General features: G+C 72.3%; 16 protein-coding genes. 5 read left to right on the top strand and 11 right to left on the bottom strand.

Going from position 1 to position 18,206, the window contains the following annotated elements; translation table 11 throughout:
* Window positions 1-12 precede the first annotated feature (12 nt).
* From AB0J40_RS40805 to AB0J40_RS40820, 4 genes are read right to left on the bottom strand one after another with little or no spacing between them, the layout of a single operon-like run.
* Window positions 13-1,731: an aminotransferase class V-fold PLP-dependent enzyme gene (locus AB0J40_RS40805; protein ID WP_364464809.1), complete on the bottom strand. Its 1,719-nt coding sequence runs from the start codon at window positions 1,729-1,731 to the stop codon at window positions 13-15.
* On the bottom strand, window positions 1,728-2,495 hold the full coding sequence (locus AB0J40_RS40810) for an amino acid ABC transporter ATP-binding protein (protein ID WP_364464811.1): 768 nt from the start codon (window positions 2,493-2,495) through the stop codon (window positions 1,728-1,730). The genes AB0J40_RS40805 and AB0J40_RS40810 overlap by 4 nt, the downstream gene beginning before the upstream one ends.
* Window positions 2,488-3,366 (bottom strand): amino acid ABC transporter permease, encoded by an 879-nt coding sequence (locus tag AB0J40_RS40815; protein ID WP_364464813.1) that lies wholly within the window; start codon window positions 3,364-3,366, stop codon window positions 2,488-2,490. The genes AB0J40_RS40810 and AB0J40_RS40815 overlap by 8 nt, the downstream gene beginning before the upstream one ends.
* A complete protein-coding gene (locus AB0J40_RS40820; RefSeq protein ID WP_364464815.1) occupies window positions 3,353-4,300 on the bottom strand; it encodes an ABC transporter substrate-binding protein in 948 nt (315 codons plus the stop codon). The genes AB0J40_RS40815 and AB0J40_RS40820 overlap by 14 nt, the downstream gene beginning before the upstream one ends.
* A gap of 97 nt (window positions 4,301-4,397) precedes the next feature.
* Between AB0J40_RS40820 and AB0J40_RS40825 the strand changes: the two genes are divergently transcribed.
* Window positions 4,398-5,381 carry a Gfo/Idh/MocA family oxidoreductase gene (locus AB0J40_RS40825; RefSeq protein ID WP_364464817.1) on the top strand — a complete coding sequence of 328 codons (984 nt, stop codon included), beginning with the start codon at window positions 4,398-4,400 and terminating at the stop codon, window positions 5,379-5,381.
* Between the two features lie 62 nt (window positions 5,382-5,443).
* On the opposite strand, the gene AB0J40_RS40830 is transcribed toward AB0J40_RS40825, so the two are convergent.
* Window positions 5,444-6,649, bottom strand: coding sequence for a glycosyl hydrolase family 8 (locus AB0J40_RS40830; RefSeq protein WP_364464819.1), 1,206 nt, complete (start codon window positions 6,647-6,649; stop codon window positions 5,444-5,446).
* A gap of 159 nt (window positions 6,650-6,808) precedes the next feature.
* Here AB0J40_RS40830 and AB0J40_RS40835 point away from each other — a divergent pair, with 159 nt between their 5' ends.
* Window positions 6,809-7,204, top strand: a complete 396-nt coding sequence (locus tag AB0J40_RS40835; protein ID WP_364464821.1) for a TIGR03618 family F420-dependent PPOX class oxidoreductase — start codon at window positions 6,809-6,811, stop codon at window positions 7,202-7,204.
* Here the strand turns inward: AB0J40_RS40835 and AB0J40_RS40840 are convergent.
* The 3 genes from AB0J40_RS40840 to AB0J40_RS40850 form a co-directional block, all read right to left on the bottom strand.
* A complete protein-coding gene (locus AB0J40_RS40840) occupies window positions 7,201-7,743 on the bottom strand; it encodes a TetR/AcrR family transcriptional regulator (protein ID WP_364464823.1) in 543 nt (180 codons plus the stop codon). The genes AB0J40_RS40835 and AB0J40_RS40840 overlap by 4 nt on opposite strands.
* Window positions 7,743-9,287 carry a long-chain fatty acid--CoA ligase gene (locus AB0J40_RS40845; protein WP_364464825.1) on the bottom strand — a complete coding sequence of 515 codons (1,545 nt, stop codon included), beginning with the start codon at window positions 9,285-9,287 and terminating at the stop codon, window positions 7,743-7,745. The genes AB0J40_RS40840 and AB0J40_RS40845 overlap by 1 nt, the downstream gene beginning before the upstream one ends.
* A 121-nt stretch (window positions 9,288-9,408) precedes the next feature.
* Window positions 9,409-9,771 carry a helix-turn-helix domain-containing protein gene (locus tag AB0J40_RS40850; protein WP_364464827.1) on the bottom strand — a complete coding sequence of 121 codons (363 nt, stop codon included), beginning with the start codon at window positions 9,769-9,771 and terminating at the stop codon, window positions 9,409-9,411.
* A gap of 92 nt (window positions 9,772-9,863) precedes the next feature.
* Between AB0J40_RS40850 and AB0J40_RS40855 the strand changes: the two genes are divergently transcribed.
* A complete protein-coding gene (locus AB0J40_RS40855) occupies window positions 9,864-10,250 on the top strand; it encodes a RidA family protein (RefSeq protein WP_364464829.1) in 387 nt (128 codons plus the stop codon).
* Here the strand turns inward: AB0J40_RS40855 and AB0J40_RS40860 are convergent.
* The 3 genes from AB0J40_RS40860 to AB0J40_RS40870 all read right to left on the bottom strand — a co-directional run bounded on the left by AB0J40_RS40860 (window position 10,247) and on the right by AB0J40_RS40870 (window position 14,321).
* Window positions 10,247-11,449 (bottom strand): GTPase, encoded by a 1,203-nt coding sequence (locus AB0J40_RS40860; RefSeq protein WP_364464831.1) that lies wholly within the window; start codon window positions 11,447-11,449, stop codon window positions 10,247-10,249. The two genes, AB0J40_RS40855 and AB0J40_RS40860, sit on opposite strands and share 4 nt — an antisense overlap.
* A complete protein-coding gene (locus AB0J40_RS40865; protein WP_364464833.1) occupies window positions 11,446-13,230 on the bottom strand; it encodes an isoniazid inducible protein IniA in 1,785 nt (594 codons plus the stop codon). The genes AB0J40_RS40860 and AB0J40_RS40865 overlap by 4 nt, the downstream gene beginning before the upstream one ends.
* A gap of 101 nt (window positions 13,231-13,331) precedes the next feature.
* On the bottom strand, window positions 13,332-14,321 hold the full coding sequence (locus AB0J40_RS40870; protein ID WP_364464834.1) for an IniB N-terminal domain-containing protein: 990 nt from the start codon (window positions 14,319-14,321) through the stop codon (window positions 13,332-13,334).
* Window positions 14,322-14,623: 302 nt separating this feature from the next.
* Here AB0J40_RS40870 and AB0J40_RS40875 point away from each other — a divergent pair, with 302 nt between their 5' ends.
* Both AB0J40_RS40875 and AB0J40_RS40880 read left to right on the top strand, forming a co-directional pair.
* Window positions 14,624-15,754, top strand: a complete 1,131-nt coding sequence (locus tag AB0J40_RS40875) for a molecular chaperone DnaK (RefSeq protein ID WP_364464836.1) — start codon at window positions 14,624-14,626, stop codon at window positions 15,752-15,754.
* A complete protein-coding gene (locus tag AB0J40_RS40880) occupies window positions 15,751-18,153 on the top strand; it encodes a helix-turn-helix transcriptional regulator (RefSeq protein WP_364464838.1) in 2,403 nt (800 codons plus the stop codon). The genes AB0J40_RS40875 and AB0J40_RS40880 overlap by 4 nt, the downstream gene beginning before the upstream one ends.
* Window positions 18,154-18,206 lie beyond the last annotated feature (53 nt).

Consider the following 18,206-nt stretch of genomic DNA (forward strand, 5'->3'; position numbering starts at 1 on the left):
GCAATGCCCCGATCAGGCGCGGATTTCGTTGAGGTAGTTGTAGATCGTGTACCGCGTGACGTCCAAGCGGCCTGCCAGGTGGTCGACCGCGTCCTTGATCAGGAAATAACCGGCTTCGTCGAGTTCCCGGACCACGGCCGCCTTGTGCCGCTTCTTCATGAGGTCCACCGGGATCCCGGCCTTCGCCACCGCGCGGTCGACGAGGAACCGTTGCAGGCTGTCGACGTCCGGGGGGAAAGTCTCCGGCTCGCCGTTGCCACCCGCCGCGGCCGACGCGTCGACGCTGTTGACGCACAGGCACCCGACCGCGACCCCGTCGGCGTCCCGCAGGAACAGCGTCGACGACCGGATCGCGCGGCCGTCGGGGCCGTGCGTGCGGTAGTTCGTCAGGTCCTGGGTCGTGCCGCGGCGGACCAGACCGAGCAGCAGGTCGGTCATCGGCCCGCCGACGCTGCGGCCGGTCAGGTCGCCCGCGATGGCGATGATCGAGTCCGGCAGCCTGCTCAGGTCGTGCAGCAGCACCTCGTTGCCCGGCCCGAGCATCGCCGCGAGCCCCGGGATCGCCGGCACCAGCGCCGTCAGCACCTCGTGCGTCGTCGCGCCCGCGGCCGGGACGACCAGCGGTTCGCGCGGCTTCGTCAGCGTCTCCAACGCTTCCCGGAGCAGGTCGGCGGCCGCCGCGGGAGTCGACGCGTGCGGCGACAGCCGGACGTGCTCGGGCCGCACGGTCGCCGCGATCCCCGCGTTCGCCAGTGCCGCCCCGACCTGCTCCGCGGGGTGGCCGGGCAACGTGAACGCCAGGATCCCCGCGCGGCGATCGACCGCCGAGACGACCTCGGCGCCGCAGGACGCGAGCACCTCTTCGAACGCGCCCAGCCGCTCGGCGATCCGCGCCGCGATCGCGCCGACGCCGGCGTCCTCGACCAGTTCGAGGGCCTCGGCGAACGCGCCGGACGTGATCGGGCTGAGGTTGGAGATCGACCAGGCCTGCGCGGTCGCGTCCGGCGGGTGGATCTCGTCGTCGAACAGGCCGGGGTCGCGCGCGCCGGTCCAGCCCGACAGGATCGGGTCCATCCGCTCCAGGGCCCGGTCCGAAAGCACCGCGAAGCCCGTCCCCCAGCCCGCGCGCAGCCACTTCTGCCCGCCGACGACCAGCACGTCGGCGACCTCCCACGGCTCCTCGACCACGCCGAAGCCCTGGATGCCGTCGACGACCAGGAGCCGGTCGCCCACCGCGTCGCGCAGCGCGGCGAGGTCGGCGCGGTAGCCCGTGCGGAAGTCGACCGCGCTGACGCTGACCGTGGTGACCTCCGGCGTCAACGCTTCGGCGACCCGCTCAGGCGTCACATAACCGCCGGTCAGGCGGCGGACCCGCAGCCGGCCGGCCTGCTCGGCGCGCGCCCAGGGGTAGGTGTTGGCGGGGAACTCCGCCGCCGACACGAGCACCTCGCCGGAGCTGTGGAACGCGGCCTGGAACAACCCGAGACTGGTGTGCGGCAGCAGCACCGTGTGGTCGGTGTCCGAACCGGACAGCCGCGCGGCGGCGGCCTTGGCCCGGACCTCCTGCCGCATCAGCTCGTCCACAGTGGACGGACCGGCCGTGGTGGCCTGGTCGAGCAGGGCGGCCGTGGTGTCGAGCACCGCGTGCGACGGCGGGCCGAACCGGGCGAAGTCGAGGTAGCCGGCGGGCTCGTCGAACTGGAGCAGGTACCGGGGCGAAATCCGCGTCACGCGAGGATCCTCGCCAGGAACTGCCGGGTGCGTTCGTGCTTCGGCGCGCTCAGCACCTCAGCCGGCGGCCCGGTCTCGACGACCGCGCCGTCGGCCAGGAACACCACCTCGTCGGCGGCCTCCGCGGCGAAGCTCATCTCGTGTGTCACGACGACCATCGTCATCCCCTCCCCCGCCAACGTACTCATCACTTCCAGCACTTCACCGACCAGCTCCGGGTCGAGCGCCGACGTCGGCTCGTCGAACAGCATCAGCTTCGGCTTCATCGCCAGCGACCGCGCGATCGCTACGCGCTGCTGCTGCCCGCCGGACAGCTGCGCCGGGTACGCGTCGGCGCGATGCGCGAGGCCGACGCGGTCGAGCAGCGCCAACCCCTGCTTGCGGGCTTCGTCCGGTTTGATCCCGAGCACCCGGATCGGTCCTTCGACGACGTTCTCCAGGGCCGTCCGGTGCGCGAACAGGTTGAACCGCTGGAACACCATGCCGATGTCCCGGCGTTGCCGGGCGACCTCGCGTTCGCGCAGTTCGTACAGCTTGCCGCCGCGCTGCCGGAACCCGATCGGCTCGCCGTCGACCCAGATCTGGCCGGCGTCGATCGTCTCGAGGTGGTTGATGCAGCGCAGGAACGTGCTCTTCCCGGCGCCGGAGGGGCCGAGCAGGCAGACGACCTGTCCCTTGTGGACTTCCAGGTCGATGCCGCCGAGTACTTCGGTGTGACCGTAGGACTTCCGGACGCCGACGGCGCGCAGCAGTGGTTCAGACACGGGCACTCCTCACCAGCGGCACGCCGCGCAACGCCTTGCCGGCACGGGAAAGCGGCCCGCGATCGGCCTGTCCGAAGGCGCGTTCCAGGTAGTGCTGGCCGACGCCGGCGACGGTCACCACGACCATGTACCAGACGGCCGCGGCCAGCAGCGTCTCCATCACCAGCAGGTTGTTCGACGAGATGTTGTTGGCCGCGTGGATCAGCTCGGTCACGCCGATCACCGACGCCATCGACGTGCCCTTGAGCATGTTGATGAAGTCGTTGCCGGTCGGCGGGATGATCACGCGCATGGCCTGCGGCAGCACGACCCGGCGCAGCGTCGCGGCCGGCGTCATGCCGATCGACTTCGCCGCCTCGGTCTGTCCGTTGTCGACGCTGTTGAGTCCCGCTCGGACGATCTCGGCCATGTAGGCGCTTTCGTTGAGCGCCAAGCCGAGGAAGGCGGCGGTGAACGCGCTGATCAGCACGTTCGTCTGCTCGTGGACCAGGAACGGGATGTCGATCACGGGGAAGACGAGCGCCAGGTTGTACCAGAGGAGGATCTGCAGCAGCACGGGCAGGCCGCGGAAGATCCAGATGTAGCCGGCGGCGAACCACCGCGCGACCGGGTTGGCGCTGCGGCGCAGCAGGGCGATGACGATGCCGAGCACGATCGCGACGGCCTGGGACAGCACGGCGAGGACGACGGTGTTGAGCAGGCCGGTCGCCATCACCTTGTAGAAGACGAAGTCCGGGACCTGGTTCCACGCGATCTGCGCGTTGCCGAGCGCGATGCCCAGCAGGACGAGCAGCGCGATGATGATCGCGGCGGCGACCCAGCGTCCCCAGTGCCGCAACCGGACGATCGGGAGCGGTTCAGGACCCGCCATTGACCGTGGCCTCCTTGATCGCGCCCTGCTCGACGCCCCAGGCCTGCAGGATCTTGCCGTAGGTGCCGTCGGCGATCAGGGCCTGCAGCGCCTTCTGGACGGCGTCGCGCAGCGGCGTGTTGGCCTTGTTGACGCCGATGCCGTACGGCCCGCCCTCGATCGGCTCGCCCGGGACGACCTCGAAGAACTTGCCGTCGCCCGCCGTCCGCGAGATGTAGACGGCGCTGGGCAGGTCGTTGAGGATCGCGGCGACGCGGCCGGTGCGCAGCTGGTTCTGGTTCTGGTTGTCGCTGTCGGTCGCGGTGACGGTGAGCGCGGGCTTGCCGGCCTGCGTGCACTTGGTGCTCTGCGCTTCGGCGAACTTCTGGTGGCTGGTGCCCTGCACGACGGCGACGTTCTTGCCGCACAGGGTGTCCGGGCCGGTGATGCCGTCCGGGTTGCCCTTGCGGATCATGATCGTGATGCCCGAGGTGAAGTAGTCGACGAAGTCGATCTGCGCCTGGCGGGCCTTGGTGTCGTTCATCCCGGCCATGGTCAGGTCGATGCGGCCGGACTGGAGGCTGGTGATCAGCGAGCCGAACGCCATGTCCTGGTGGGTGACGGTGACGCCGAGCTTGGCGGCGATGGCCTTGGCGAGGTCGACCTCGTAGCCGATCGGCGTCTTGCCGTCGGCGGCGTAGAAGTTGTTGGGCGCGGACTGCAGGTTCGAGGCCAGGTGCAGGCCCGCGGACTTGACGTTGCCCGGCAGGGCCGCGTTGAGCTGGGCGTCCTTCTGCACGGCCTGGACGATGGCGGCGGTGTCCGGGATGCCGGACGCGGGTGCGCCGGCGGCCTGCGACGTCCCGCCCGCGCCGTCCGGACCACCACCGCACGCGGTCACCAGCACGGCCAGGCTCGCGAGCAACACCGCCTGAGCGGCGCGGGAACGGGACATAACGGACCTCCACTGTTCGGCTGGCCGGAACGCTACAACTCGTTGTTGAAGAGGTCAACTGGCTGTTGAAATCCGGTTTGGTGCTAACTTCGCGCCCATGAGCCTGCGGATCGGCATCCTGGGGGCGGCTCGTATCGCCCCGGCGGCCCTGGTCAAGCCCGCCGCCGCCAACCCTTCGGTGTCGGTCACGGCCGTCGCGGCGCGGTCACCCGAGCGCGCGCAAGCGTTTGCGGCCAAGCACGGGATCGCCGTCGTGCACCAGTCGTACGAAGCGCTCCTGGCGGATCCGGAAATCGACGCGGTGTACAACCCGCTCCCGAACGGCCTCCACGGCCGCTGGACCCGGGCAGCCCTGGCGGCCGGGAAGCACGTCCTGTGCGAGAAGCCGTTCACGGCGAACGCGGCGGAAGCCCGGGAAATCGCGGCGCTGGCCGCCGAGTCGGACCGCGTGGTGATGGAGGCGTTCCACTACCGCTACCACCCCCTGTCGCTGCGGGTGGAGGAGATCGTGGCCTCGGGCGAGCTGGGCACGCCGGAGCGGGTCGAGACCGCGTTGTGCTTCCCGCTGCCGATGTTCTCGGACATTCGCTACAACTACGACCTGGCGGGCGGCGCCACGATGGACGCGGGCTGCTACGCGGTCCACATGGCCCGCATCTTCGGCGGCGAGACGCCGTCGGTCGTCTCGGCTTCGGCGAAGCTGCGGTCACCCCGGGTCGACCGGGCGATGACGGCGGAACTGGCGTACCCGTCCGGGCACACGGGGCGGATCGAGTGCTCGATGTGGTCGTCGTCGTTGCTCAAGATCAGCGCGAAGGTGACCGGCTCGCGGGGGTCGCTGGCGGTGCTGAACCCGGTGGGCCCGCAGGCTTACCACCGGCTCACGGTCCGCGTGAACGGCCACCGCCGCACGGAGAAGTTCCCGCGCCGGGCGTCGTACGCCTACCAGCTGGACGCCTTCGCGGCGGCAGTCCTGGACGGCGCACCGGTGAAGACCTCGGCGGCCGACGCCGTCGAGACGATGACCGTGATCGACGAGATCTACCGCGCGGCGGGGTTGCCGGTCCGCGAACCCAGCTGAGCCCGGAAGTCGACGAGCGCGAACCGGCCGCCCCGCACCGGAACAGGGCGGCCGGGGCGAACCTAAGCGGCCACGTAGTTCCCGCTCAGGATCAGCAGTACCTGGATCGTGATGCCCGTTCCGTAGTAGTCCGTCGCGTCCGGGGACCACGTCGAGATCGCCGTCCACAGCTTGTCCAGCCACGCCTGGCTGCCCGCGTCCGTCATCGCCGCCACCGCGAACGGCGCCGTGAAGCACGGGTGCTGCCCGCTTTCGGTCTTCGAGCCCGACAGCGAATAGCCGCTCTGGATCTTCGCCGGGTCGCCGCCCGTCGCGGACTTGATCCACGTGTTCATCTTGCGGACCTGGTTGGCCGCCGCGCTCCCGGAGAACGAGATCGCGTCCGCGCCGAGGCGCCACGGGTCGCGGCACGCGTTCCAGCTGTACTTGCCGTCGTACGGGCCCTCGAGGAAGTCCGCCGGCGCCGGCTTGGGTGTCGAGTTCGTGTTGACCACGAAGTCCGGCAGCAATCCCGTGTTCGGCGCGTACGACGACTGCAGCTGGCTGACCGCCGTCTCCGAGCGGGTCCGCACCTGGTCCCAGAAGCTGTCGCCGGTCGCCTTCGCGAACGCGCGCAGGTGGCCGGGCATCCAGTCCGACGAGCGCGAGCTGTTCCGGTACTCCGCGTCGTTGCCCCAGTCGCCGAGCAGCGTGAACTTCGTGGTGCCGTTGACCTCGCTCTTCTTGATCGCGTTGATGATCCGGACGGCTTCGGCCTTGTAGTTGACCGAGCCGGCGCTGCCCCACTTCTTGTCCGCGATCAGCAGGCCGTAGGCGATCTCGAGGTCGCCGTCGGTGGCGGAGTCGCTGCCGTTGACGCTCTTGCAGTTCGCGTCCTGCTCGGCCGCGTGCAGGTCCTTGTTGTTGACCGACGGGTGCGCCTTCACGAACTTCAGTATCCCGTCGACGATCGCGCGGGCCTGCGGGTCCTTTTCGGCCATCATCGCCGAGATCGTCATGCCGTAGCCCTCGCCCTCGGCGACGAAGGAGTGGTCGGCGTCCTTGGACAGCACGGCGTACGTTCCGCTGCCGCACTTGGTCGTCAGGAAGTTCTGCTTCCAGAAGTCGTAGTACTTCTGCAGCGCGGCATCCTGCGTGGCCTGCGAAACGGACGGCCGCAGGGTCCCCGGCACGTACGGGGTACCGGTCGCGGACGCGGTCGCCGGCACGCTCAGCAGCCCGGCGGCGAGCGCGGCCGTGGCCACCACCGCCCGGACGATCTTCTTCATCGGTCCTCCGTAAAGACAGTCATCGTTGGCTGCGGCGAGGGTGATCAGAGCCTGACAGAAGGTTCAAGACCAGGTCAAGACTGTTAGGAAACTTTCCTTACTATGACCGTGAGTGGTCCCACGGGCGCCCCGGCCACCCGGACGGACTAGCGTGGACCCATGACGATCGACGACCGCGGCCCCGACTTCCGCGCGTTCTGGACCGAGCGACGGCTGGCCACCCTCACCACGGTCCGGCCGGACGGCACCCCGCACGTCGTCGCGGTCGGCGTGACCGTGGACTTCGAGGCCGGGATCGCGCGCGTGATCACCTTCGGCACGTCCGTCAAGGCGCGGATGATCCGGGCCGCGGGCGACGCGGGCGTGCCCGTCGCGGTCTGCCAGCTGGAGGGCCCGAAGTGGTCCACTTTGGAGGGACGCGCGGTGCTGCGCGACGACCCGGAGTCGGTGCGGGACGCGGAAAACCGCTATGCCGCGCGGTACCGGCGGCCCAAGCCGAACCCGCAGCGCGTGGTCCTGGAGATCGCGGTCACGCGGGTTCTCGGCAACGCCTAAGCCCGCCGCGAGTGCACGAGCCGCGTGTACTCGGCCAGCAGCGTCGCCAGTTCGCTGTGCTCCCCCGCCGACGCCAGCTGCTGGTGCCCGACCAGCATCGCCATGCCCAGCGACGTCAGCGTCCGCGCGAGGTCGCCGTCGCCGACGATGCCCTTGACCGCCGCCCCGACCGTCCGCAGCCGGGCGGAGTCGACGCGTTTCTGCGCCGCCCGCACGGTTTCGTCGTTCGCGGCCCACGCGCGGATCGCCGCCTCGGCCTCGTGCGGCAGCCCGAGCGTCAGGTCCATCAGCGCGGCGAAGTCCGCCGACGGCCCGCCGGTGCCGAAGTTCCGCGCGCGCAGGATCAGCACCTGCCGGTTCTCCCAGTGCTCCAGAAGCCGCTCGACGAACCCCGGCCAGCCGCCGAAGTGGTGGTAGAACGACCCGCTCGTGACCCCGAGCGCGCGGCACAGCCGTCCCACGTTCAGCTCGGTGAACCCGTGCTCCGCCAGCACGTCCAGCGCGGCCTCGAAGTACGCCTGCCGCGTGACCGCGGGCATCAGACGTTCCGGTCCCGGTCCCGCCAGTACGGCTCGCGCAGCGACCGCTTGAGGATCTTGCCGGTCGCGTTGCGCGGCAACGCTGCCACGACGTCGACGCTGCGCGGGCACTTGTAGTGGGCCAGCCGTTCGCGGCAGAACTCCATCAGCTTGTCGGCGTCGAGCTGGTCGCCGGCGACGACGGCCTTGACCTGCTCGCCCCATTTCTCGTCCGGCACGCCGATCACGGCCACCTCGGTGACGCCGGGGAACTCCGCGACGACGCGCTCGACCTCCGGCGAGTAGACGTTCTCGCCACCGGTGATGATCATGTCCTTGACGCGGTCCTCGAGGAACAGGAACCCGCCGTCGTCGAGGCGCCCGACGTCACCGGTGCGCACCCAGCCGTCCACAATGGTCTCCGCGGTGGCCTCGGGCTTGCCGAGGTAACCCGCCATCCGCTGTTCGGTGCGGACCCAGACTTCGCCGACCTCGGCATCTTCCCGCGTGACGGGGTCGACGATCCGGATGTCCACACCGGACAGTGCGGTACCCGCCGACGCCAGCCGTTCGGGGCGCGTCGCGTCCCGGTGCGCCTCCGGGTCGAGCGCGGTCACCGCGCCGGACAGCTCGGTCATGCCGTAGACCTGCGCGAACCGGACGTCCGGCCAGGCCGCGAGCACCGTGCGCAGCAACGGCAAGGGCATCGGCGAAGCGCCGTAGCACAGGTACTTCAACCGGGAGAACGCCTTGAGCGCGGCCTCGCCGGCCTGCGCGATCCCGGCGACCACGGCGGGCACCAGGAAGGCGTGCGTGATCCCGGCCTGCAGCGCGGCGAACAGCGACGCCGCGTCGGGCTCGCGCGTCAGGTAGGACGGTTCGCCGTAGAGGAACCCGGAAACGGCGTAGCAGCTGCCGCCGACGTGGAACAGCGGCATCGCGACGAGGTTCACGTCGCCGGGGCCGATCGGGAACGCGGTCCCCGCGGCGAGGCCGTGCGCGATGACGCTGTGGTGGGTCAGCACCGCGCCCTTGGGGAAGCCGGTGGTGCCGCTGGTGTACATGATCAGGACGCCGTCGTCCTCGTCGAGATCGGACGCGGTGTACGGCGCCGCGCTCGTCAGGAAGTCCTCGTACTCGTCGTGGTCCCCGCCGACGACGACCACGCGCTCCAGCGCGGGCAGCCGGTCGCGGATGGCGTCGAGCGCGGGCACGAGTTCGGCGCCGACGAAGACGACCTTCGCGCCGGCGTCCTTGAGGACGTAGGCGAGTTCGTCGCCGGAGAGTCGCCAGTTGACCACGGCGTTCGCGGCACCGGCCCCGGCGGCGGCGAAGGTCGTTTCCAGGCAGGCGGGGTGGTTCTTGTCGACGAAGGCGACGCGGTCGCCCTTCCCGATGCCGGCGACGCTCAGCGCGCCCGAGAGCCGCCGGACGCGCTCGTCGAACTCCGCCCAGGTCCACCGCCGGTCACCGAAGATCAGCGCGGTGTCGGCGGGGCGTTCCCGCGCCCAGTGCGCCAGGAGCTCGCCGAACAGCCGGACGCGGGGGCGGACGTCTTCGGGCATGGCGGTGCTCCTTCGGCCGGCGCTGACCATAGACCGGTCTATGGTGCGTCGCGGCCGGACGCGAGTCAACACCGGGCAACGATGACCACGGCGTCCGGATTGCCGGTTTCTTCTCGACGCCTCAGGCTTCGAACCGGCGCCGGGCCGTCTCGATGTCGCCGAGGAACCGCTGGGTCCACCCGCACATGGCGTCCACGGTCGCGCGCAGCCCCTGCCCCGGTTCGGTGAGGGTGTATTCGACCCGCGGCGGCACGGTCGGGTGCACCTCGCGCTCGACGAGGCCGTTGCGCTCCAGCATCCGCAGGTTCTGGGTGAGCATCTTGTGGCTGATGCCCTCGACGGCGTCGCGCAGCTCGCTGAAGCGCAGGGTGCGGTCGCCGAGGGTCTCGATGATCAGGAACGCCCACTTGTTGGCGACGTCGGAGAAGATCTCGCGCGCCAGGGAATCCGCGCGGGAGAGGTCCGCGTCCTGCTTGGTCACCATCTGGTTCCCCCGTCACCGAAAAGTGCCTTCTTCCGTACCGCCCAGCACTCTCCTACGGTTCCTGGGTAACCACAAGAGACCACGGAGGAAAAGTGGCTGTCACCTTGGTGGATCCCCCAGAGCTGCCCGAGATCGACGTGTACCGCCAGGTGGCGATCGCGTCGGGGACGAAACTCGTCTTCGTCGCCGGGCAAGTCGACTGGGCGGCCGGCACCGGCCTCGCGGCACAGGTAGAGCAGTGCTACCTCAACGTCGCCACGGCGCTGGCGGCGGCGGGCGGTTCGTTCGACGATGTCGCGAAGCTGACGTGCTACGTCGTCGGCTGGACGCCGGACAAGATGCCGGAACTGCTCGCCGGGATCGCGCGCGCCGCGGACAAACTCGGGACCACCGCCAAGCCGCCCGCCTCGCTGATCGGCGTGGCCGCGCTGGACGTGCCCGAGCACCTGGTCGAGGTCGAGGCCACCGCGGTCCTCTAGGCGAACAACGCCAAGAGTCCCTCGGTCGACCGCACCACGACGTGCGCCGCCGTCCGCTCGGCGTGCGGCCGGTCCGGTCGCTCCGCCTCGTGGCGCCACCGCCGCAACGCGTCCAGGCCGGCGTCGTAGATGTCGGCCGGGTCCGCGTCCGGGTCCAGGCCGAGCCGGTCCGCCGGGGACGTGCCCTGCGCGCCCAGCAGCCGGATCGCCTCTTCCGCGGGCTCGCCCGACAACGCCGTGCGGCCGCCCGTGATGTCCGCGATCAGGCGCAGCTCGCGGAAGTCGTGCGCGGCCGCCGCGAAGCGCTCCACCCGGGCCACCAGCCGGTCGCCGCCCGGGCGGGGCTGGGCCGCCAGCAACGCCTCCAGCCGGATCACCGCCGTGCGCGCCTTCAACGCCTCGGCGCGCGCCACGAAACACCCCGCGAGCGTGTCCCGCAGCTCGCCGAGACCGCTGCGGCGGACCAGCTCCGCCGACAGCTTGAGGCGGTCGTCGCAGCCGGTGCGGATCAGCGTCAGCGCCAGCCGGACGCCGAACATCCCGAACCGCACCACCAGCGACCGCCGCGTCTCGACCGGGATCGGGCCCGGGAACGCCGGGTCGGTGAACGAGTCCACCGAAAGCACGTGCCGTTCCAGCTCTTCGCGCGGCACCGCGGCGAACGCGGCGAGCAGGTCGAACTCGTCGTCGCGCAGGGACCGGCCGCCATACGCCAGCTGGCCGGCGACGGCGATCACTCCCAGGAACCCCGTGCACAGCGGGTCTTCGCGCCACGCTCGGCGCGCGAGCTGCTTCGCGGTCAGCAACGCGTCGATCCGGCCGGCGCCGACCTCGTCGGCCCGCGAGAGCACCAGCACCGAGTTGACCGCGCTCTGCCGCGCGAACGCCGAGCCCCCCGGTGCGTGCGCCGCCGCGAGCTCGTCCGGCTCGAGGTGCCGCACGAGCCGCACGGTCGCGTCCGGGAAGTCGTCGGCCGGCCCGGGATCGTCGAGCAGCACGAGGTCGCGCAGCGCCCGCGTCGGCCATTCGCCGAGCGCGGCGGCGAGCGTCGTCTTCCCCGACGACGGCGCCCCGGTGAACGCGACGCGCAGCGGCTGCTCCAGCCGGTTCAGGCAGTCGTGCAGCAGCGCCGACGCGCGCGGGTCGTCGCGGTAGAGCCCGGCCGCGGCGTGCAGCAGGTCGCGGACGTCCCGGGTCACGCCGAAAGCTCCCGCCGCTTCCGCCCGGCGATCGTGCCGAGCTCGCCCGCGCGCTGGTGCAGCGCGGCCAGCCGGTCGATCTCGCGTCTGATGTGGACGGTCCGGCGCTCCCGCTCCGCGGAGCCGGCCATGATCGTCTCGCGCTCGCGGGTCAACTCGTCGGCCAGATCCTCGGCCAGGCCGGTGAAGTGGTCGCGCAGCCGCCGCTGCACCACGCGGATCGCGTCGCGGCTTTCCTTGCTGAACCGCAGGAACACGTCGTCGACGTGCCGTTGCGCGGCCTGCTTGGCGACGGCTTGCCGGCGCTGCAGCCGCATCCCGCCCTCGTCGCGGATCGTCTTCACCGCGAACGCCGCGCCGGCGCTGATCGACACGGGGTTGATCAGCGGCAGGCCCAGCCACGGCAGGCTGGTCACCAGGCCGAACATCAGCACGCCGCCGTACGAGCCGCGCAGGCCGGTGAAGGCCTGCTGGCCGATCTTGAACTTCTCGATCTTCGGCCGCCGGACGTCGTCGAGGCTTTCCACGCCCGAGCCGTCGAGCGGCAGGTCGGGCAGCGCGTGGTCGTACTGCGCGCCGAAGCACGCCGCTACTGCCTGCGCGATCCACTGCGCCCGCTCGGTCAGCCACGCGTAGTTCGTCTCGATCGCTTCGGCCAGCGCGTTGTCCAGCCACGGCGCGAACTCGTCCCACACCTTCGCCGGGTCGCCCTCGTCGAAGGTCTGGTCGATCGTGCTGACGATCTTGCGCGTCCGCTCGCGCAGGTCGTACTCGACGTCACCCATGAGGTCGGTGATCTCGTCGGAAAGCAGGTTCTGCCACCGGGTGTTCTGCCGGCGCAGGTCGTCGGCCCGCCGTTGCGCGCGCTGCAGCAGCGCGGCCTGGCCGAGCCCGGCGTCCTGGCCCGCGGCCTCCACGCGGTCGCGCAGCGACTCGACGAGTTCCGCGGCGGCGGCGCGGATACCGACGGCGGCGAGCAGCGCGCGGGACTGCTCCGGCGGCCGCGCGGCCTGCTCGGCGATCCACGTGAGCAGCTCCGGAAAGCCCGAACGCGCGTTGAGTTCGGCGTCACCGGCCTTCGCGGCGGCCTGGCGCACGACGGCCGAAACCGGCAGGACCGGCGCGTCGATCCCCGCCTCGGCGAGCATCCCGCGGTTGCGTTCGGCGACGGCGCGCCAGCCGGGCGAGGCGTCGATCTTGGTGAGCGCCAGCACGACGTGCGGGCACCAGGTGCGCACGTGCCGGGCGAGCGCGAGCTCGGCCGCGCTGAGCGGCGCGGTGGCGTCGGAGACGAGGATCACCGCGTCGGCTTCGGCGAGCAGGTCGAGCGCGGCGGCGGTGCGCGGCGACCGCGGGTCGCCGACCGGCGGGGTGTCCACCAGGACGAGCCCGGCGGAAAGCAGTTCGCGCGGCACGCCGACCTCGACGCGGCTGAGCGTGCCGGCGGGCCGGGCACCGAGCTCGCCGCTGAGCCGTTCGACCGCGACGGGGGTCCGTTCGCGGGAGCGGCCGACCAGGGTGGCGGCGGGTTCGGCGGCGTAGCCGATTTCGGTGGGGACCTCGGGGGTCGCGGCGTCGCCGACGGCGCACACGGGCGCGTTCAGCACCGCGTTGAGCAGGTATCCCTTGCCCTGTTTGGGGAAGCCGAGCACGCCGAGGCGGATCTGCCCCTCGGGCGCGTCGCGACGTCTGCGGAGGCGCTCGGCGAGATCTGCGCGGCCGTGCGTGCGGCACGCGTCCAGCGTCTCGTTGAGCACTTCGAGCCAAGCCGGTGCGGTCACAGCGGACGAGTGTCCCCGGTTTACTCCCCGTGCGCACACCGGGTGCCCGTCCCGCGGCTGCACCCAGACCGCGGGACGGGCACCGGTGACCGGTTCGGGGATCAGTGCCCGAGGTGGATGTCGTTCGACGCGATGTCACCGATGTGCAGGTTGCCCAGCGCGTTGTGGCTGACGTCCGCCACGTCGGAAACCACGTCGTGGACGGCCGTGCCGGCGCTGTTGCCGCTGGCGATGTCGCCGACGGCGCCCGCGACGTTGTGGTCCACGCTGATGCCGGTGGCGTTCGTCACGGCGCCGGTCACGTCGCCGACGTTGTGCGAGATCTCGCCGGTGACGTGCTTCACGTCGAGGTCGGCCGCGCCCTTGATGATGCCGGTGAAGTCGCCGATGTGGCCGGTGACGTTGCCCGCCAGGTCGCCGACGCCGAGGCCGCTGGTGACGTCGTGGACGTCGCCGGTGACCTCGTGGACCTGCGCGTTGGCCAGGCCGACGGCCTGGTGCGCCTGGTCGACGGCCCCGCCCACGGCCTGGTAGCCCTGGTCGACGGCGCCGGCGACGACACCGTCGTTGGCGTCGGTCAGGTACGCCGGGGCGGCGGTCAGGTTGGTCAGCGCGGCCGAGTCGAGGCCGTTGGCCAGGTCGCCGCCGAGCACGTTGCCGGCCAGCGCGGTGACGTTGCCGACGTTGGTGAGGTCGTTCACGCCCGGGACCGCGCCGACGGCGGGCAGCTGGCCCACGGCGGGCAGCTCGCCGACGCCGAGGTCGCCGACACCCGGCAGCTCCGGGGCGGCCGGCAGGCCGAGGCCCGCGGTGAGGGCGGTGAGCTGGTCGATCGCGCCCTGGATGCCGGGGGCGTCGGTGCCGACCGGGGCCAGGTCGCCGACGGCGGGGAGGCCACCGACGGCCGGGAGGCTGTCGACCGGGACGAAGTCGAGCACCAGCGGGATGACCTCGTGCACGTCGGCGGCGCTGACGTCACCGAGACCGGCGGCAGCGAGGGCGCCCTGCGGGTCCGTCCCGAAGGCCGCGAGCGCGGTCGGGTCGTTGAGCAGGTTGAGGGCGAAGTCGTGCAACGTCTGCACGGAGTCCATGGGGATTTCTCCTGGTCCGGTGGTTCGGGGGACAGCATCGGCCGCAGGGACCGGTGCTCCGTGATCAAGCTAGGGAGCCGGTACCCCCACGCACATCGGGGATCACTCCGAGTCGCAGTCCAGTCAGCCAATAGGGGATCGATATGTCATCGTTAGGGAGTTAGGGGCTCATCCGAGACGCACTCAGTTGGATTAAATCCTTCCAACTACTTGCTTGACTAACCCGTTTGGGTGAGGATGCCCCGAGCCCTAGGGGGATTCCGCACCCCCGATCGGCCCCGCGAGGTGAGGAGGAAGCGCCGTTGCCCTACGTCCTCGGGATCGATGTGGCACAGGGGCGGACCCACGCCGCGACCTGCCGCCGGCAAGGCCCCGGCTGGGGCGAGCCCGAACCCCTCTGGCTGGGTGAACGGACCCCGGCCGCCGCGTCCGCGCTGTTCCTGGACGACGAGGGGTACCTGCTCACCGGCGACGCGGCCGCGCAGGCGGGCGCCCGGGTCCCGTCCCGGCTGCTCACCGGCTTCCACCGGCGGATCGGCGACGACGTGCCGATGCTCGTCGAGGGCGAGCCCTTCCCGCCCGAGACGCTGACCACCGTGCTCGTCGAAGGCATCGCCGAGCACGCCGCGAACCTGTTCGGCGGACCCCCGCAGCACCTGGTCCTGACCCACCCCGGCGACTGGGGCGGCTACCGCCGTGACGTGCTGCGCCGCGCACTGGCCGACGCCGGGTTCACCGCGGTCACGCTGGTCCCCGGCTCGGTCGCCGCGCTGGGCGCGCACCTGCCCCTCCCCGGCCCCGGCGCGCAGTTCGCCGGGGTGTGCGAGTTCGGCGCCGACGGCGTGAACGTCACGTTGGCCACGGCCACCGGCGCGAGCGGGTGGCAGCCCGCGTCCAGTGCCGAAGGCGTGGCCCCGGCCGCGGCGCTCAGCACGCTGTTCGCCCTCGCCGGCGCGGCTTCGGCGTCCCCCAAGGGGCTCGCCGGTGTGGTGTTCTGCGGGGACGTCCCGCCGCACGCGCTGCCGGCCCGGCCGCCGTGCCCGGTGTTCGCGGGACCGGTTCCGCCTGCGGCCGCCGCGCTCGGCGCGGCCGCCCTCGCGGCGCTGCGCGTCGACCACCGGGGTGCCCCGCACGAACCCCCCGCCGTCGAGACCACCCTGCTCCCCCAGGTGGACACGCTCGGTGACCTCGGCGAGCGGCCGCCCCGGCCGCCGGTCGACATCACGCCGTTCGAACTGCCCGAGCGCGCCACCCCGCTGAACCTGTTCCGGCGGCGGCGCCCCCTCGCCGCCGCGGTCCTCGTGTTCGCGGCGGCCATTTCGGCCGTCGTGATCACCCTCACCGCCCGCGAAGCCACCGCCGGCCCCGACTCGTCCCCCGCTCCGAGCCACTGCGCCCGCCCCGGCGCCCCCTCCGGTGAAGGTCACTGTTGAACACTCTGCTCACGCAGGTCTCCCCGCTCGTCCCCGTGCACCCGGCCGCCCGGCAGCTGCTCGACCAGGTCGCGGCCGCCCCGGCCACGCCGCTGCGGCTCGCCGTCGTCGCGCCCGGCGGGTACGGCAAGAGCGTGCTGCTCGCCGCGCTCGACCGCTGCTACCGCGAAGCCGGCGTCGAAGCCCTGCTCGTCGACGACGCCGACCGGCTGGCCCCCGACCAGCTCGAGGAGCTGCTCACCGGCGCGGACGGGCCGATCGTCGTCGCGCACCGGCCGGCCGCGGTGGCGTCCGGCTGGACGCTGCTGCAGCTCGGCCCGCTCGGCGTCGACGACATCGCGCGGCTGATGACGGCCGTGACGGGCAAGCCCGCCGACCCCGCCGCGGCGGCCGAGCTGCACGCGCGCAGCGGCGGTGTGCCGCGGCTGGCCGAGCGGGAGCTGCTCGGGCGGCTGGAGGACTTCCGGCCGGAGCTGGACGAGCTCGACGACGACGTCCTGCGCTACCTGATCGCGGCCGAAGCCGGGGCGGGGCGCAACCTCGACCTGCTGTGCGCGCTGCTGGACCGCGGGCCCGACCGGCTGCCGGCGATCGTCGACGCCGCCCGCGCGACCGGCCTGCTCGGCCCGGACGACACGCTGCCGCCGCTGGCCGCGGCCGCCGTCCGCGACTTCGGGCCGCCCGCGCGCCGGCTGACTACGGTGCAGCGGCTGGTCGAGCTGCAGCTGGCGAACGGCCTGCCGGTGCTCGACCTGGCGCGGTCGCTGCTCGGCACGGGCAGCTCCGGCACGTCCGCCGCGGCCGCATTTGCCGCCGCGGCCGCCGAAGCCCTGCCGTCGGACGCCCGGCTGGCGACGCGGCTGTTCGAAGCGGCGGCCGAAGCGGGCGACCGCTCCTCCGCCGTCACGACCGGCTGGGCCCGAGCAACGGCGCTGTCGGGCGACCTCGACACGGCGTTGCGCCTCGGCGACGGCATGCTCGGCGACCCGGACGCCGGCACCCGCGCGGCCGGCGCGGCGATCGCGGCGACCGTGCTGGCGCACCGCGGCGAGCTGGCCCGCAGCGCGGAGCTGTACCACTGGGCCTCCCGCACCTCCCCCGACGGAGCCGGCACCTGGGCCGGGGCCGACGCGTTCGCGGCGATCGCGCTGGTCGGCACCGGCGACCTGGCCGGCGCCCAGCGGCTCCTCGACTCCCCCGCCCCCGGCGTGGCGCCGACGTTGTTCGCCGGCGCGGCCACCCGGATGGCCCGCGGCATCGCCGATTCGGTGTCCGGCTGCGCGACCGAGACGTTGTCGACGCTGCTCGGCGCGGCGGCGATGCTGGAGCCGGCCCTCGGCGGCACGCTGCTCCCGGACAGCCCGGCGGCGCTGGCCGCGCTCGCGGCGCTGCACACGGGCGAGCTGGCGCTCGCGGAGTCGGTGCTGACGCGGGCCCTCGACGGCGGCATCGGCGGCGACCTCCTGGCGGCCCGTCACCGGCTGCTGCTGGGCTGGGTGGCGATGACGGCGGGCGACCTCGCGACGGCGGCCGAGCACCGCGACGCCGTGGCCGGCCGCACCCTCGAGGCCCGCGACGAACTGTTCTTCGCGACGCTGGAGCTCGGCTTGGCGCGGCGGGCGAGCGACCTGGTCGGGCTGCAGCGGTCGTGGAACCGCGCGTACCAGGCGTCGATGCGGCAGCAGACGGACCTGTTCGGCCTGCTGCCCCTGGGCGAGCTCGCGATCGCGGCGGCCCGCACGGGGGCGTTCGCGAAGATCTCGGGCCAGCTGGAACGCGCCCACGCACTGCTGGCCCGCCTCGGCGAGCCTCCACTGTGGACGGTCTCACTGGTGTGGCACGAGCTGCACGCGGCGATCACGTTGGAGGACGCGGAAGCGGCGAAGGCGCACCTGGCGACGTTGACGACGCACGCCCACTGCGGCCGCTACCCGAGCGCGTTGGCGACGGCGGCCCAGTGCTGGTTGTCCGTGCTGGGCGGCCAGTTCGACCCGGACGCGATATCCGCCGCGGCGGCGGAGATGCACGACCTGGGCCTGCGCTGGGACGCGGCGCGTCTGGCCGGCCAGGCGGCGATCCGCACGTCCGACCGCAAGGCGATGGTCCAGCTGCTGGAAGCGGCCCGCCAGTTCCAGGGCACGGCGGCCCGCCGCGAGCCGGGTACTTCCGAGCCGGCCGCGGCGGGAACCGGCCTGGCGGCGTTGAGCGAGCGAGAGCTGGAGGTAGCCCGGCTGGTGGTCGAGGGGCTGACGTACAAGCAGGCCGGGTCGAAGCTGTTCATTTCGGGAAAGACGGTCGAGCACCACATGGCCCGCATCCGCGGCAAGCTGGGGGCGTCGGACCGCCGCGAGCTGCTCGCAACCCTGCGCGAACTGCTTTCGCGGCCGGACGCCCCCTAAAGCAACCCCCACCCTCCCCTGGGGGCCGGCCCCGCGTCCAGCGTATCGGGGGC

This window comes from Amycolatopsis sp. NPDC049691, from assembly GCF_040675005.1.
Taxonomy (GTDB): domain Bacteria; phylum Actinomycetota; class Actinomycetes; order Mycobacteriales; family Pseudonocardiaceae; genus Amycolatopsis.

Bases quoted from the DNA above. Each gene is read 5' to 3' on its own strand.
- AB0J40_RS40815 (WP_364464813.1), bottom strand. From the start codon at position 3,366: ATGGCGGGTCCTGAACCGCTCCCGATCGTCCGGTTGCGGCACTGGGGA.
- AB0J40_RS40820 (WP_364464815.1), bottom strand. From the start codon at position 4,300: ATGTCCCGTTCCCGCGCCGCTCAGGCGGTGTTGCTCGCGAGCCTGGCC.
- AB0J40_RS40825 (WP_364464817.1), top strand. From the start codon at position 4,398: ATGAGCCTGCGGATCGGCATCCTGGGGGCGGCTCGTATCGCCCCGGCG.
- AB0J40_RS40830 (WP_364464819.1), bottom strand. From the start codon at position 6,649: ATGAAGAAGATCGTCCGGGCGGTGGTGGCCACGGCCGCGCTCGCCGCC.
- AB0J40_RS40835 (WP_364464821.1), top strand. From the start codon at position 6,809: ATGACGATCGACGACCGCGGCCCCGACTTCCGCGCGTTCTGGACCGAG.
- AB0J40_RS40840 (WP_364464823.1), bottom strand. From the start codon at position 7,743: ATGCCCGCGGTCACGCGGCAGGCGTACTTCGAGGCCGCGCTGGACGTG.
- AB0J40_RS40845 (WP_364464825.1), bottom strand. From the start codon at position 9,287: ATGCCCGAAGACGTCCGCCCCCGCGTCCGGCTGTTCGGCGAGCTCCTG.
- AB0J40_RS40850 (WP_364464827.1), bottom strand. From the start codon at position 9,771: ATGGTGACCAAGCAGGACGCGGACCTCTCCCGCGCGGATTCCCTGGCG.
- AB0J40_RS40870 (WP_364464834.1), bottom strand. From the start codon at position 14,321: ATGGACTCCGTGCAGACGTTGCACGACTTCGCCCTCAACCTGCTCAAC.